Source organism: Streptomyces luteogriseus, from assembly GCF_014205055.1.
In the GTDB taxonomy this organism is placed as follows: domain Bacteria; phylum Actinomycetota; class Actinomycetes; order Streptomycetales; family Streptomycetaceae; genus Streptomyces; species Streptomyces luteogriseus.
On record NZ_JACHMS010000001.1, the window covers coordinates 2,648,494 to 2,663,338 of the forward strand.

At 69.8% G+C, this 14,845-nt stretch carries 14 protein-coding genes and 2 riboswitches; of the genes, 4 read left to right on the forward strand and 10 right to left on the reverse strand.

Annotation, left to right across the window (positions count from 1 at the left end):
* Positions 1 to 102: 102 nt before the first annotated feature.
* Entirely contained in the window at positions 103 to 741 is a 639-nt protein-coding gene (locus BJ965_RS11525) for a TetR family transcriptional regulator (protein WP_184908569.1), read from the forward strand.
* 190 nt (positions 742 to 931) lie between these two features.
* On the opposite strand, the gene BJ965_RS11530 is transcribed toward BJ965_RS11525, so the two are convergent.
* Positions 932 to 1,792, reverse strand: a complete 861-nt coding sequence (locus tag BJ965_RS11530) for a thioesterase family protein (RefSeq protein WP_184908570.1) — start codon at positions 1,790 to 1,792, stop codon at positions 932 to 934.
* 144 nt (positions 1,793 to 1,936) lie between these two features.
* Between BJ965_RS11530 and BJ965_RS11535 the strand changes: the two genes are divergently transcribed.
* On the forward strand, positions 1,937 to 3,172 hold the full coding sequence (locus BJ965_RS11535) for an alpha/beta hydrolase (protein WP_184917066.1): 1,236 nt from the start codon (positions 1,937 to 1,939) through the stop codon (positions 3,170 to 3,172).
* On the opposite strand, the gene BJ965_RS11540 is transcribed toward BJ965_RS11535, so the two are convergent.
* From BJ965_RS11540 to BJ965_RS11580, 9 genes are all read right to left on the reverse strand, one after another.
* Positions 3,063 to 3,737: a trimeric intracellular cation channel family protein gene (locus tag BJ965_RS11540; RefSeq protein WP_184908571.1), complete on the reverse strand. Its 675-nt coding sequence runs from the start codon at positions 3,735 to 3,737 to the stop codon at positions 3,063 to 3,065. The two genes, BJ965_RS11535 and BJ965_RS11540, sit on opposite strands and share 110 nt — an antisense overlap.
* A 64-nt stretch (positions 3,738 to 3,801) precedes the next feature.
* On the reverse strand, positions 3,802 to 4,962 hold the full coding sequence (locus tag BJ965_RS11545; RefSeq protein ID WP_313666814.1) for an ABC transporter ATP-binding protein: 1,161 nt from the start codon (positions 4,960 to 4,962) through the stop codon (positions 3,802 to 3,804).
* On the reverse strand, positions 4,959 to 6,041 hold the full coding sequence (locus tag BJ965_RS11550) for an ABC transporter ATP-binding protein (RefSeq protein ID WP_184908572.1): 1,083 nt from the start codon (positions 6,039 to 6,041) through the stop codon (positions 4,959 to 4,961). The genes BJ965_RS11545 and BJ965_RS11550 overlap by 4 nt, the downstream gene beginning before the upstream one ends.
* On the reverse strand, positions 6,038 to 7,048 hold the full coding sequence (locus tag BJ965_RS11555; protein ID WP_184908573.1) for an ABC transporter permease: 1,011 nt from the start codon (positions 7,046 to 7,048) through the stop codon (positions 6,038 to 6,040). Before BJ965_RS11555 ends, BJ965_RS11550 begins: the two co-directional genes overlap by 4 nt.
* Before the next feature lie 91 nt (positions 7,049 to 7,139).
* Positions 7,140 to 8,906: an ABC transporter substrate-binding protein gene (locus tag BJ965_RS11560; RefSeq protein ID WP_184908574.1), complete on the reverse strand. Its 1,767-nt coding sequence runs from the start codon at positions 8,904 to 8,906 to the stop codon at positions 7,140 to 7,142.
* A gap of 8 nt (positions 8,907 to 8,914) precedes the next feature.
* Positions 8,915 to 9,913, reverse strand: coding sequence for an ABC transporter permease (locus tag BJ965_RS11565; RefSeq protein WP_184908575.1), 999 nt, complete (start codon positions 9,911 to 9,913; stop codon positions 8,915 to 8,917).
* 343 nt (positions 9,914 to 10,256) lie between these two features.
* Positions 10,257 to 11,057 carry an enhanced serine sensitivity protein SseB C-terminal domain-containing protein gene (locus tag BJ965_RS11570; protein ID WP_184908576.1) on the reverse strand — a complete coding sequence of 267 codons (801 nt, stop codon included), beginning with the start codon at positions 11,055 to 11,057 and terminating at the stop codon, positions 10,257 to 10,259.
* 136 nt (positions 11,058 to 11,193) lie between these two features.
* Positions 11,194 to 11,982, reverse strand: coding sequence for an enhanced serine sensitivity protein SseB (locus tag BJ965_RS11575; RefSeq protein ID WP_184908577.1), 789 nt, complete (start codon positions 11,980 to 11,982; stop codon positions 11,194 to 11,196).
* A gap of 102 nt (positions 11,983 to 12,084) precedes the next feature.
* A complete protein-coding gene (locus BJ965_RS11580) occupies positions 12,085 to 12,759 on the reverse strand; it encodes an AAA family ATPase (RefSeq protein WP_184908578.1) in 675 nt (224 codons plus the stop codon).
* A 222-nt stretch (positions 12,760 to 12,981) separates the two neighbouring features.
* A riboswitch (glycine riboswitch) is annotated at positions 12,982 to 13,081 on the forward strand.
* A riboswitch (glycine riboswitch) is annotated at positions 13,082 to 13,202 on the forward strand.
* On the opposite strand from BJ965_RS11580, the gene gcvT reads away from it, so the two are divergent.
* Both gcvT and gcvH read left to right on the forward strand, forming a co-directional pair.
* Positions 13,193 to 14,362 (forward strand): glycine cleavage system aminomethyltransferase GcvT, encoded by a 1,170-nt coding sequence (gene gcvT / locus BJ965_RS11585; protein ID WP_221513102.1) that lies wholly within the window; start codon positions 13,193 to 13,195, stop codon positions 14,360 to 14,362. Its footprint overlaps the riboswitch before it by 10 nt.
* A gap of 103 nt (positions 14,363 to 14,465) precedes the next feature.
* On the forward strand, positions 14,466 to 14,843 hold the full coding sequence (gene gcvH / locus BJ965_RS11590; RefSeq protein ID WP_184908580.1) for a glycine cleavage system protein GcvH: 378 nt from the start codon (positions 14,466 to 14,468) through the stop codon (positions 14,841 to 14,843).
* Positions 14,844 to 14,845: the final 2 nt, after the last annotated feature.

Here is a 14,845-nt window from a genome sequence, read left to right on the forward strand (position 1 = left end):
AAGATTTCGGTGAACGGTTGTAGTTACAGTTGTTCACTGACTTCCCAGTCTAACGGCTCTCATGACTTTTCAATTCCAGAGAACAGTTGTTAACTGCATGGTATGAGTCACACCCTCGGCATCCGGCAGGCCCAGAAGCAGAAGACCCGGCAGGCACTCCTGGACGCGGCCCTGGCGCTGCTGGAGGAGCAGAGCCTGAGCAGCCTGGGACTGCGCGAGGTCACTCGCGCCGTCGGTGTCGCCCCGACCGCCTTCTACCGCCACTTCCGCTCCACGGCGGATCTGGGCGTGGCCCTGGTCGAGGAGGCGCTGGGGAGCCTGCACCCGATGATCCGGACGACGGTGTCCGCGACCGGCGACCACGAGGAACGCGTCACGCGCGCCATCGAACTGATCGCCCGTCATGTCGACGGGTACCCCGCCCACGTCCGCTTCATCGCCCGTGAACGGCATGGCGGAGTCCAGCCGGTCCGCGAGGCGATACGGGACCAACTGGCCCGGTTCGCCCACGAGGTCAAGGAGGAGCTGGCCAAGGACCCGGTGTCCGAGGGCTGGAGCGAGGACGACCTGCTGATGCTCGCCCACCTCTACGTCGACCAGATGCTGAGCACGGCGTCACTGTTCCTGGAAGCCCTGGAGGGGCCGGAGGAGGAGCGCCCGGAGCGGACCCGGCAGGTCGCACAGCTGGCGGCCCGCCAGATGCGGCTGATCGGCCTCGGCCGCCATCACTGGCTGGATTGACACCCTCGTACGCCGGATCCACCCTCGTGACAACGCACAGGGGCGGCGCGCCCGTTACCCGGACGCGCCGCCCCTGCCGTGCCCGGGCGGGCCTTCGATACGCCTGCTGTTCCTACAGCGCCACTGCCCCTACTGTGCCGCCGCCCCCATTGCGCCTGCCGCTCTTCCCGCGACTGCCCGCCGGCAGAGTTCAGCCCAGCCGGACCCGGGCCAGCTGCCGGGACTGTGCGACCAGCCGGTCCGCGCCGTCCCACACCTCGGCGTCCTCCTCCAGGAAGCCGCCGGCGAGGTTGCGCGTGGTGATCGACACCCGCAGCGGGCCCGGCGCCGGGCGGCAGCGCACGTGCACGGTCAGCTCGACGGTCGGCACCCAGCCCTTCAGCCCGATCTCGAACGCGGTGGGCGGCAGGGCGTCCACCGCGAGCAGCAGGGAGAGCGGGTCGGGGTCGCGCCCGTCCGCGAGGCCGAACCAGGCACGCATCTCGCCCTTGCCGGAGGGCTGCCCGAGGGCCCAGCCCAGGGTCGACGGGTCGAGCTTGAGCATCAGCCGGTCGGTGATGGCCGAGCTGCCGTCGACCGGGGCGGGTCCGTCCTCCGGGCCGAAGCAGTGCTCCAGCGGCGGAATCGCGGGCGGTTGGGCCGACGTACGGACGTCGTCAGGCAGGGTGTCCAGGTCACCGTAGGAGGCGAGGACGCGGATGCGTTCCACCTCGCGGCCCTCGTCGTCGTACTGGAAGAGGGAGGCCTGGCCGGTCGACAGGGTGCGGCCGGTGCGGACGACGTCCGTGCGGACGACGGCGGGGCCGGGCTGGGACGCGGTCAGGTAGTGCGCCGAGATCGTGAAGGGGTCGGCGTGCGGCAGGGCGTCCGCGAGGGCGCGGCCCAGGACGGCCAGCAGATAGCCGCCGTTGACGGCGCTGATGATCGTCCAGCCGGCCGAGAGGTCGATGTCGTAGACGCCCGGCGCGCGGCGGGTGAGCGCGGTGTCGCGGTCGAACTCGCTGTCGCCGATCGTGGCCCGGGCGGCCGGGGCGGTGGCTGCTTCTGGCATGGCTGAACAGTACAAGAACTCACTACTAAGCGGTAGCTTTCCTGCTCGGGGCCAGGGTCGCGCCTTGGTGAGACACGGGCAATTTCTCGGTAAGTGTCCGACTCGTCCGTAAACCCCAAGGCCCTGCGCGTCCTCTACAGGGGCATGAGCCTCACCGGGACGCCGTTCCTCTGCACACTGGTCGTACTCTCCGTGGCCGCCCTCGTCCTGCCTCTGGTCCTCTGGTCGCGCATCCGCGGACCCAGGGCCCTGCGTGCCGCGGCCCGGGCGCTGATGCTGCTGTTCGCGCAGGGGACGGCCGTGGCCCTGGTCTTCACGCTGGTCAACAACGCCAACAACCTCTACGACAACTGGGCCGACCTGCTCGGCACCGGCGACCATGTGCAGCAGGCGGCGAACCTGGGCGCCGACGGCACCGGCGGGATCGCGCTCCGGCGGCTGCCCAGGGTGCGGCAGACCTTCGAGCCGGCCGGCGGGCCCGGGACGGGCGCGGCCGGCGGGGTGCGGGTGACCCAGCTCAGGGGCCGGGTGTCGGGGGTGAACGCCGAGGTCTACGTCTGGCTGCCGCCGCAGTACGGCGAACCGGCCTACCGGCACCACACGTTCCCGGTGGTGGAACTGCTGCCCGGCTACCCCGGTTCGGCGAAGGCGTGGTTCGGCTCGCTGCACGCGCACGAGCAGCTGGAACCGCTGATGCGCAGCGGGCAGGTCGCCCCGTTCATCCTGGTCGCCCCCCGCACCAACCTGCTGGCCGGCGTGGACACCGGCTGCGCCAACATCACGGGCGCGGTCAACGCCGACACCTGGCTGAGCGTCGACGTGCCGAAGATGGTCACGGACAACTTCCGCGCCCAGCCAGCCCCGCGGGGCTGGGCCGTCGCCGGCTACTCGGCCGGGGCGCACTGCGCGGCCCGGCTCGCCGTCGCCCACCCCGACCGCTACCGGGCCGCCGTCAGCCTGTCCGGCTACAACGACCCCATCGGCGAACGCGACTCCCTCACCGCGCAGAGTCCCGCCCTGCGCGCCGCGAACAACCCCTGCCTGATGCTGCGCAGGTCGCCCGTCCCGCCCCGGATCGCGCTGTACCTCTCCGGCCAGCCGCACGACGGCTACGAGGCCGCCGTGGCCCTGGAGCAGACCGCGAAGGCCCCGACGACCGTGCACGTCGTGTACATCCCGAAGAGCGCGGGCGGCCACAACATGGCGCTGTGGCGGCCGCAGGTGGTCCCGGTGTTCCGATGGCTGACCCAGGAGATGGGCCTGCGCCCTGTCACGGCAGGACGGGCTGCTCCTCCTCGCTCACGGTCGACCGGCGGTGCCACGCCCGCGGAGCTCGCCAGTGGTACCGCATCGCGAGCAGGCGCAGTACGAAGGCGGTGATCACCGCGAGACCGCTGGTGAACGGGTTCAGGGCGTCGTAGCGGATGCACAGGGCGGCCAGGGCGGAGCCGACGATCGCCGGGACCGCGTACAGGTCGCGGTCCCACCGCAGCAGCGAGGGCACCTCGTTGGCGAGGACGTCCCGCAGCACACCGCCCCCCACGGCGGTGGTCAGCCCGAGTCCGGCCGAGGCGGTCAGGCCGAGCCCGTACTCGTACGCCTTGATCGTGCCGGCCACGCAGAACAGGCCGAGGCCGGCCGCGTCGAAGACGTTCACCGCGCCCTGGATGCGCTCCACCTGGGGATGCAGGAAGAAGACCAGGAGGGTGGCGAGCAGCGGGGTGAGGAAGTACCCCAGGTCCGTGAAGGCGGCGGGCGGTACGGCCCCGATGACCAGGTCCCGGAACAGCCCTCCGCCCAGCGCGGTGACCTCGGCGAGGACGGCCATGCCGAACACGTCGAAGTTCTTGCGCACGGCCAGCAGGGCGCCGGAGATCGCGAAGACGAAGATGCCGATCAGGTCGAGCGTGTGCTGGACGGAGGGGCTGAAGAGTTGCTGGAGCACCCGGCCATTTTCACCCACGGGTGAGCCCCCGCCCTGATGTACGAGGGCGGGGGCTCGGGGTGACTCACTTCTCGACGGTCGCGGTGTCGTTCCCCGCGGTCTTCGCCACGGTGCTCTCGGCGGCGGCCTCGTGCGCCGACGACAGCAGCTTGGTGTCCTGCGGCTGCTGGTCCGCGAAGTTCTCCGGGTGGTGACAGGCGACCTGCTGCCCGGCCCGCAGCTCCTTGAGCGGCGGCTCGGTCGTCTTGCAGATCTCCGTCGCCTTCCAGCACCGGGTGTGGAAGCGGCAACCGCTCGGCGGGGCGATCGGCGAGGGCACGTCGCCCTTGAGCAGGATGCGCTCGCTCTTGGCGCCCCGGCGCTTGGGGTCCGGCACCGGCACGGCCGACAGCAGGGCCTTGGAGTACGGGTGCATCGGCGACTTGTACAGCTGGTCGCGCTCGGCCAGCTCGACGATCTTGCCGAGGTACATCACCGCGATCCGGTCCGACACGTGCCGGACGACCGACAGGTCGTGCGCGATGATCACATACGTCAGACCCAGCTCGTCCTGGAGGTCGTCCAGCAGGTTCACCACCTGAGCCTGGATCGACACGTCCAGCGCGGAGACCGGCTCGTCCGCCACGACCAGCTTGGGGTTGAGCGCGAGCGCGCGGGCGATGCCGATGCGCTGGCGCTGGCCGCCGGAGAACTCGTGCGGGTAGCGGTTGTAGTGCTCGGGGTTGAGGCCGACCACCGACAGCAGCCGCTGCACCTCCTTCTTCACACCGCCCTCGGGCTCGACGCCCTGGAGCCGGAAGGGGGCGCCGACGATCGTGCCGATCGTGTGGCGGGGGTTCAGCGAGGAGTACGGGTCCTGGAAGATCATCTGCACGTCGCGGCGCATGGGGCGCAGCTCGCCGGTCTTCAGGTGCGTGATGTCCTGGCCCTCGAACTCGACCGAGCCGCCGGTCGGTTCCAGCAGCCGGGTGATCAGCCGGCCCATGGTCGACTTGCCGCAGCCCGACTCGCCGACGACGCCGAGCGTCTCGCCCCTGCGCACCTCGAAGTCGATGCCGTCGACGGCACGCACCGCGCCGGTCTGCCGCTGGAGCAGGCCCTTGCGGATCGGGAAGTGCTTCTGAAGGCCGCTCACCTTCAGCAGGACCTCGCCGTCGGCGGTGGTGCCCTTGGTGAGGGTGCTCCCGCTGGTGTCCGGTGTGCTCACCGTTTTGTCGTCGCTCACAGCTTCGGCGCAATCTCTTCGGTCCAGATACGCTCCCGCTGCTCCTGCGTCATGTGGCAGGCGGCCCAGTGCGAGCCGCCGACCTCGGTCAGCTCGGGGCGGACCGTGCGGGTGACGTTGTCCTTCGGGATGTCCGCGTACGGGCAGCGCGGGTTGAAGGCGCAGCCGGACGGGAGGTTGATGAGGGAGGGCGGCGCGCCCTTGATCGGGATGAGCCGGTCCGTCTCCTCGCGGTCCATGCGCGGCATCGAGCCGAGCAGGCCCCAGGTGTAGGGGTGACGGGGCTCGGAGAAGACGCCTTCGGCGGGGCCGCGCTCCACGCACCGGCCGCCGTACATGACCAGCAGGTCGTCGGCCATCTCGGCGACCACACCCAGGTCGTGGGTGATCATGATGACCGCGGAGCCGAACTCCTTCTGCAGATCATGGATCAGATCGAGGATCTGCGCCTGCACGGTGACGTCCAGGGCGGTGGTCGGCTCGTCGGCGATGAGCAGCTCGGGGTTGTTCACCAGCGCCATGGCGATCATGGCGCGCTGACGCATACCGCCGGAGAACTCGTGCGGGTAGCCGTCGACGCGCTTGGCGGGCTCGGGGATGCCGACCCGGTCGAGCATCTCTATCGCCCGCTGCTTGGCGACCTTCTTGCTGACGTCGTGGTGGACGCGGTACGCCTCGACGATCTGCTGCCCCACCGTGTAGTAGGGGTGCATCGCCGACAGCGGGTCCTGGAAGATCATGGCCATCTTCCGGCCGCGCAGCCGCCGTACCTCGTCGGGGTCGGCCCCGATCAGCTCCTGGCCGTCCAGCCAGACCTCGCCGGAGACCCTGGCGCGGGCCGAGCGGTGCAGGCCCATCACGCCGAGCGAGGTGACCGACTTGCCGGAGCCGGACTCGCCCACGATGCCCAGGGTCTTGCCCTTGCGCACGTCGAAGCTGACGCCGTCGACGGACTTGACCAGGCCGTCGTCGGTGTCGAAGTGGATGCGCAGATCACGGACGGACAGGAACACGTCGTCCGGGACGGACGCGGCGGTGGTGTCCGGTTCGCCGAGCGCGGCTTTGTCGAGCTTGCTCACGAGTACCTCACCCGGGGGTCGATGGCGGCGTACACCAGGTCGACGATCAGATTGCAGAAGACGATGAAGAACGCGGCGACCAGGGTCACGCCCATCACGATGGGCAGGTCGTTGTCCTTGATGGCCTGGACGGAGTAGGCGCCGATGCCCTGGAGGGAGAACACGGTCTCGGTGAGCACCGCGGTGCCGACCAGGGTGCCGAAGTCCATGCCGAAGATGGTGACGATCGGGGTGAGCGCGGAGCGCAGGCCGTGCTTGGCCACGACCGTGGTCTCCTTGAGACCCTTGGCCCTGGCCGTTCTGATGTAGTCCTCGCTCATCGTCTCCAGCATGCCCGCCCGGGTGAGCCGGGCGTAGAGCGCGGAGAAGAGGAACGCGAGGCTGATCCAGGGCAGCATCAGGTGCCAGGCCCATTCGGCCGGGTTGTCCGTGAACGGGACGTAGTCGATGCTCTCCCAGACCGGGATCTCGTAGACGAAGAGCGCGAGCAGGATCTGGCCGGTGAAGAAGATCGGCAGCGAGACGCCGGCGAGCGCGATGAACATGGAGAAGCGGTCGATCGGCTTGCCCTTGCGCAGTGCCGAGATGACGCCGGTCGTCACGCCGGTGACCAGCCAGATCACCGCCGCACCGATGGCCAGCGAGAAGGAGACGGGGATCCGCTGCTCCAACTGCGGCCACACCTCGATGTGGCTCTTGAAGGAGTACCCGAAGCAGGGTGCGCTGCAGTGCGTCGCGTCGGGACCGAACTTGTAGTCGGCACCCACCACGAGGCCCTTGATGAATTCCCAGTACTGCACGTAGACCGGCTGGTCCAGCCCAAGGTTTTCCTTGATCGCGGCGACGGAAGCGGGGTTCGCGTCCTTGCCCACGTACTGGGTGGCCAACTGGTCGGCCGTCTGCCCGCCGATGCGGGGGACCAGGAAGAAGATGGCGAAGGTGACTGCGCTGACCACCAGCAGCAACAGCACTGCGCCCATGACGCGTCGGAGGATGTACGCAGCCACAGCTGTACGGCCCCGGGTGGCCGCGGCGGGGTCGTCCGCCGCGGCCACCCGGTGCCTTCACCTGCCTTTCGAAAGGATCCGGCCTGCTGAATTACTTCGAGGAGCTCATCAGCAGGTAGTCGTACATGCCGAGGTAGGCCTGCGTGACCGTGACGTTCGTCGCGGACGTCGGCCGGAGCAGCAGGTTCTTGCGGTAGACCAGCGGGACGACCGAGGCGTTGTCGAGGACCATCTTGTCGATGTCACCCCAGGCCTTGGTGCGGGCCGCGTCGTCGGTGTTGGCGATCGCGTCCGTCAGGGCCTTGTTGATCTTCGGGTCGTCCAGCTCCATCAGGTTGTTGCCGCCCGAGGGCTTGATGGCGGCGCCGTTGACGATCTGGTCGAGGAAGCCGTAGCCGGTCGGCCAGTCGGCACCCCAGGCCATCGAGAGCATGCCGAGCTTGTTGTCGTGGACGTAGCTCGGGACACCGGCGAAGTTCGAGAAGTACTTGCCGGAGGGGAACTGCTTGATCTCGATGTTGATGCCGATCTTCTTCAGCGACGCCTGGATGGCGGTCGCCGCGGCGATCTCGGCGGGGCGGTCGGAGCGGGCCGTCAGGATCGTGTTGAAGCCGTTCGGCTTGCCGCACGCCTTCAGGGCCGCCTTGGCCTTGGCCACGTCACCCTTGTGACCGTCGGTCGCGTAGGTGTCGAACTTGGTGTAGCCGTTCACCGACGGCGGCAGCAGCGTGGTCGCCACGTCGCCCTTCGGCGAACCGCCCATGGCGTCGAGCACCGACTGCTTGTCGAGGCCCCACTGAACGGCCTTGCGGCAGTCGGCGTTGTCGAACGGCTTCACGTTCACGTTGAGCGCGATGTACTGCGTGGCGCCCGCGTAGGAGCTGTCCGTCTGGTTGGCGTACTTGCCGCGCAGCACCTTCGGCTGGGTCTGCGGCTGCACACCCGTGCCGGCCGCGTCAGCCGTGATCTTGTCGGAGAGCAGGTTGTTGTCGACCGTGACCGGGTTGACCTTGAACTTGATCGTGATCTTGTCCGGCAGGGCCTTGCGGATCGGGTCCGTCTTGGCGTCCCACTGCTTGTTGCGCACGAGGGTGGCGCCGCGGCCCTCCTCGTAGGACTGGAACTGGTACGGGCCGGTGGACTGGATGGCCTGGACGTACTTCGCACCGGTGTCCTTCGCCTGCGGCACGGGGGCCGTCTGCGAGAACGTCGCGAGGTAGTCGAAGTCGGCGAACGGCTGCTTCAGCTTGAAGACGATCGTCCGGTCGTCCGGCGTCTCGATGGACTTCAGGCCCTCGGCGGCCTTGTCCTTGTACGGGCCCTTGTACTTGTCGCCGCCCTCCAGGTACGCCTTGAAGTACGTCGGGCCGTTGGACAGTGCCTCGGGCGCGAAGTTGGAGCGCTCGATGGCGTACTTGACGTCCTTGGACGTCACCGGGGTGCCGTCCTGGAACTTCACACCCGCACGCAGCTTGTACGTCCAGGTCTTGGCGTCCGGGCTGGACTTGCCGAGTCCTTCGGCGAGGTCCGGCACGACCTCCAGGCCTGCCTTGCCCGCCGCCGGCTTGAACGTGGTGAGCGTCCTGCCGTAGAGGCGGGAGAAGTTCTGGACCCAGCCGTAGTACGTGTTGCCCGGGTCGAGGGAGTCCGGCACGTCCGAGTGCTCGTACGTGGCCGTGCCTCCCTTCTTGTCCGACGCGTTGACGATCGAGTTCAGCGCGGCGTCCTTCTTGCCGTTGCCTCCCCCGTCGTTGTCGTCACCTCCGCCGCCGCACGCGGCAGCACCCAGCGACAGTGCCAGGACCGACGCAACGCCGGCGGTCACCCTTCTCGTCTTCACCTGAGGAAGCTCCCTCATTCGATGGATCACTTGCTGCGAGGGTCGAGGGCGTCACGCAGCCCGTCACCCAGCAGGTTGAAGGCCAGGACGGTGATGAAGATCGCCAGTCCGGGCACGAACATGTACTGCGGATCAGCCGTGTAGAGATCCACAGCGTTGCTGAGCATGCCGCCCCAGGAGGCCTGCGGCGGAGCGATACCGACGCCGAGGAAGCTCAGCGCGGCCTCGAACAGGATGTTCGTCGGGATGATCAGCGTCGAGTAGACGAGGATCGGTGCGACGAGGTTCGGGAGCAGTTCCCGGAACAGGACGTACGGGCCGCGTGCCCCGAGGCTTGTGGCGGCCTCGATGAACTCCCGCTTGCGCAGGGTCATCGTCTGGGCGCGCACGATGCGGCCGATGTACGGCCAGCTGAAGAAGCCGATCACGAAGATCAGCACACTGATGCGCAGGTTCAGGCCTTCGAGGCCGAAGAACCCGTCCTGCACGGAGGCGGAGATCGAGATCGCGAACAGCAGCAGAGGGAAGGCCAGGAACGTGTCCATGAGCCTGCTGATCACACTGTCGATCCAGCCGCCGTAGTACCCGGCGACGACACCGAGCACGGTGCCGATGCACACGGACAGCAGCGTGGCGCCGCCCGCGACCAGGAGGGAGACCCAGGAGCCGTCGATGATGCGGGCGAGCATGTCCCGGCCGTACTGGGGGTCCACGCCGAGCGGGTGGTCCCAACTCATTCCTCCCCAGCCGCCCTTGGGAGCGAGCAGCGCCGGGTCGATGAGGTCCTGGTTGAACTTGTTGGGATCGAGGTTGAAGATCCACTGGATCGGCTTGGAGAACACCGCCAGCAGCGTGAGCAGGATGACGACGACGCCGCCCGCCATCGCCACCTTGTCCCGCTTGAAGCGCATCCAGGCGATCTGGGTGAGCGAGCGCCCTTCGATCTGGCTCTTCTTGACCCCGGAGAGCACTGCCTCGGGCTGTGCTCCGGCTTCCGCCCCCGTGGTCTCGATCGGTGCGGTCACGGTGCGATTGACCCCTCTCGGGCCGGCGATCGCCGAGCCCCTGGCTGCCGCTGTAGCGGTTTTGTTTGTCTCGTACACAAGACCGACCCGGCCCGTGTCTTGCGGGGAGTCTTCAACGCTTTGGCGATCTGTTGCCAGACTTGGCGGTGAAAGGATGCGTAAACGTGATGCTGTCTGCGGGGTTCCGTTATCCGGACAACGGGTAGCGGGGGTCGGACGCGCCAAGACAGGGGAATTTTAGGACAACCTGCCGCTTTTCGCCCCTATCTACGCGCGGAGAGCTGAGCGGTTGTCGCGTTCGGCGGGTGACGCGGGAAGGACTCCGGGGGCGACTTCGAGCCGGTCAGTACCGGCCCTGCGCCGGAGGGTATCCGTAGCCGGAGACCGGCGCCTGGACGGGGGCGGTGGCATGGGCCTCGCGGTCGTAGAACGGGCGGGCGTTCGCGCGCAGCCACATGGCCACCGGGTCGTGCTCGTCGGACATGGCGACGGTCGACACGGGGAGTCCGTCCGGTACGGCGCCGAGGGACTGCTGCATCATCGCGCGCACGGAGTCCACGGCCGGCGGCGAGGTGTCGTACACATCCAGTCCGATGGCGAGGTACGGCGCCCCCAGCGCGGGCTGCACCCAGACCCGGCGCAGCGAGCGGACGGCCGGGGTGCGGTGGGCGTTCTGCGCGAGCAGGGCGTAGAACTGCGGGACCTCGATGGCGGGTTCGGACAGGCGCAGGGGGCCGGCGGGCTGGCGGTCCAGGCCCGTGGCGATCCGGCGCAGGTCGAGCCAGGGGATGCCGACGCCGCCGCCGGGGGCGTGCGGGTTGAGCCAGAGTCCGAAGTGGTCGGGGTAGAGGGCCCGGGCGACGTCGACGCCGTCGATCACCTCGTACGACCGGTTCCAGCCGCTGGCGGACAGCTCCTGGGCGGAGGTCACGCAGGGGGCGTAGCCGTGACCGTCGACGTCCATGTTCCCGTACTGGGCGTCGGGGGAGCCGGCCTGCCCGTGCCACAGGAGCATCCAGATCTGGCCGGTGTGCGGGGTCGCGAGCGCGCGCAGGAGTGCCTCGTAGGCGTCGTAACGCCCGGGCGTGACCTGGCGCAGCATGTGCTCGACCTGTCCGGCCGCGGCCGTGCCGCTCGCGCTCACCTTTACCGCCCCTTCGTACAACGCCTCGACGGTGCCCTAGCTTAAGCCCGCGCGAGAGATCGGAGCCTGGGGTCGTATCGCGGCCGCGGGTCGTGGGTGGTTCTCGCGCCGTTCCCCGCGCCCCTGAGGTGCCGCCCTACCGCTGGAAAAAGGGCCGGACCCTCTCCCGCATCCACGCTCCCACCGGGTCCTCCGTCACATCCAGGAGCACCAGGTTGACCGGCCAGGGGGCCGGGGCGGCGGTGACCGCCCGGGTGAGGGCGTCCAGGGGCAGGGCGCGCAGGTCGCCCTCCCACTGGGAGAGTTCGACGCCCACGAACATCACCGGGTCGGCGGTCTCGATGGCGGCGAGACAGCGGCGGGCCGTGACGACGACACCCGTCGCCTCGAACTCGGCGGAGGCGGCGGCGAGGAAGTCCACCGGGTCGTCCTGCCAGTCGGGCTCGAAGAGGCGGACCCGGCCGCCGCTCGCGGGGCCGTCCAGCGGGGTCCGGCCGGCCCGGCACAGCTCGGCCACGGCGGGCGGCGGCAGCGGGATACCCACCACACCACCCGGGTTGACGGCTATGCCCGCGTGCGGAGGCAGGCCGCGGGCGAACTCCACGGCGGGCGCGATGGTGTACGACATGTGGGAGCCGACGACCTGGCGGAACTGCTCCTCGGAGCTGAACACCGGCACGAACGCCTGGCCGTCGATCTCGATGCCGGGCAGATCGAGGGGGCCGCTGTGCGGGCCGCCGCCGCTGGGCAGCGGGATCCACACGAAGCTCCGCCCGAGCACCTCGACGATCCGCCCGCCGGCCGCCGGTCCGGCGCCGAGGGAGGCCGAGAGCACCTCCTCCAGCTCGTTGCCGGGCCAACCGCCGTGCGGGTGGGTCTGCGTCTGCGCCGGGAAGTCCGCGGAGAAGTCCGCCGGGATGTCCATCTGCCTACCGCCTGCCTGGAACCACTGCTGTGGCTCAAAAGGCTAACGGCTGACGGAGCGCCGGGGGCATCGGGAACGGGACCGGTGTACGACGGCGCGGGCTCAGCCCGTGAAGCCGATTCTGTGGAGGGTGTTCGCCGTGTCCCGGTCGGCGAGGACGGCCGAGCCGCAGCCGGCGGGGAGATCGCCCCGTTCCACCGCGCGCAGCAGGCGGTTGCTCGCCGCGCGGTGGCGCAGGAACGCGTAGCGCGAGACGCCGCGGCCGCGGTCGCGCTGACCGGCCAGGGCCTGCTCGGGCGTGACGTCGAGGAGGAGCAGGTGGAGCGTGCCGTCCCGGCGGCGGGCCTCGCGGGCGAGCCAGCGCCGGACCCAGGCCTGGGTGCCGCAGTCGTGCACGACGACGCCCTCCCCGGTGCGCAGGACGCGGCGCAGCCCGGCGTAGTGGGAGAGACGGACGAGCGGACGGTAGAGCGCGTACGGCAGGGCGCGCGGCATGCGGCGCTCCCAGCGGTCGCGCGTGTCCTGGGAGTCGACGCGCCGGCCCGGCACGGTGCGCCGCATCAGCGTGGACTTGCCGCTGCCGGGCAGGCCCGTGACCACGACGAGGTCGCGGGGGCCGAACAGCAGCGCGTGCGGGCCGCCCCCGGGGCGGTCGCGCAGGTCGCGGACGACCGGCGCCGGCGCCGGCGCCGGGGCGCGGACCGCCCGGACCGGAGCGGCGGCCGGCTGCTCGGGCAGCGCGATGCCCGTCGTCGCGTACGCGGTGGTCCTGTTCACCGTGATCGTCCTCCCCTGGGGCCAGGTACGGAGTCCCATCCCCGCCGAGTGTAAAGAGAAGGTAATGCCGCTGGCCTCTCATTTACGTTCTCGTCCTGCAACAGGGCTGCTACAGGTCGCTGTGCCCGGCGCGCGGGACTCGTGCACTCCCTGTGAAAGGTCCCCCTGCCGCGCCGGAAGGATGCGTGCAATGATGTGCGCGCCAACTGCATACCGGCCGTTTGAATCCGCGCGGGAGAGTCCTCAGCACCGCAAGAGCTGGGGCGCCGAAGGAGCAAGTCCCTCCCTTGAATCTCTCAGGCCCCGTTACCGCGCGGGCGAGGCACATCTGAAAAGCGGGCCGCCCCCTGTCCTCGACGGGGATGCGGCTCCACCCAAGGTGCAAGCCAAGGACCCCTCGGGTCATGGCGAACCTCTCAGGTTCCGATGACAGATGGGGAGGAACGACCTCGCCCGTCATTGCCTTGGGAGACGACCGACCGTGAGCAGTACAGGAGAACTCCGTCACACCGCGCTCGATGCCCTGCATCGTTCGCTCGGCGCGACGATGACCGACTTCGCCGGCTGGGACATGCCCCTGCGCTACGGCTCCGAGCGCGACGAGCACCTCGCCGTGCGCACGAAGGCCGGCCTGTTCGACCTCTCCCACATGGGCGAGATCACCGTAACCGGGCCACAGGCCGCCGCCCTGCTGGACTTCGCCCTGGTGGGCAACATCGGCGGCGTGAAGCCGGGCCGGGCCCGCTACACCATGATCTGCCGGGCCGACGGCGGCATTCTGGACGACCTGATCGTCTACCGCCTCGGCGAGACCGAGTACATGGTCGTCGCCAACGCCTCCAACGCCCAGGTGGTGCTGGACGCGCTGACCGAGCGCGCCGCCGGCTTCGACGCCGAGGTGCGCGACGACCGGGACGCCTACGCGCTGCTCGCCGTCCAGGGACCCGAGTCGCCGGGGATCCTGAAGTCCCTGACCGACGCCGACCTCGACGGCCTGAAGTACTACGCCGGGCTGCCCGGCACGGTCGCGGGCGTCCCGGCCCTGATCGCCCGGACCGGCTACACCGGCGAGGACGGCTTCGAGCTGTTCGTGAAGCCCGAGCACGCGGTCGAGCTGTGGCAGGCCCTGACCAAGGCCGGCGAGGGCGTCGGGCTGGTCCCGTGCGGTCTGTCCTGCCGCGACACGCTGCGCCTCGAGGCGGGCATGCCGCTGTACGGGCACGAGCTGACCACCTCCCTGACGCCCTTCGACGCCGGGCTCGGCCGCGTGGTGAAGTTCGAGAAAGAGGGCGACTTCGTCGGGCGCGAGGCCCTGCGCGAGGCCGCGGCCCGGGCCGAGTCCCAGCCGCCGCGCGTGCTCGTGGGCCTGGTCGCCGAGGGCCGCCGCGTCCCGCGCGCCGGGTACGCGGTGGTCGCCGGCGGCGAGGTGATCGGCGAGGTCACCTCCGGCGCCCCCTCCCCCACGCTCGGCAAGCCGGTCGCGATGGCGTACGTCGATCCCGCGCACGCCGCGCCCGGCACGAGCGGCGTGGGCGTGGACATCCGGGGCAGTCACGAGCCGTACGAGGTCGTGGCGCTGCCGTTCTACAAGCGCCAGAAGTAGACACTGGCCGAAGGGCCGCGGCGGCGAGCCCCTGCCCGTCGTCCCAGCTCACCAGCAGTCCCCCCTTCCACAGCACTCCCGCGCGTACAGGAGAATCCAGGCCATGAGCAACCCCAAAGAGCTGCGCTACAGCAAGGAGCACGAGTGGCTGTCGGCCGCCGAGGACGGCGTCTCGACGGTCGGCATCACGGAGCACGCGGCCAACGCGCTCGGCGATGTCGTGTTCGTCCAGCTTCCCGAGGTGGGTGACACCGTGTCCGCCGGCGAGACCTGCGGCGAGCTGGAGTCGACCAAGTCGGTGTCCGACCTGTACTCCCCCGTCTCCGGTGAGATCACCGAGGTCAACGAGGACGTCGTGAACGACCCGGCGCTGGTGAACTCGGCCCCCTTCGCGGGCGGCTGGCTGTTCAAGGTGCGGGTCTCGGACGAGCCGGGCGACCTGCTCTCCGCCGACGAGTACACCGCGTTCTCCGCGGGCTGAGG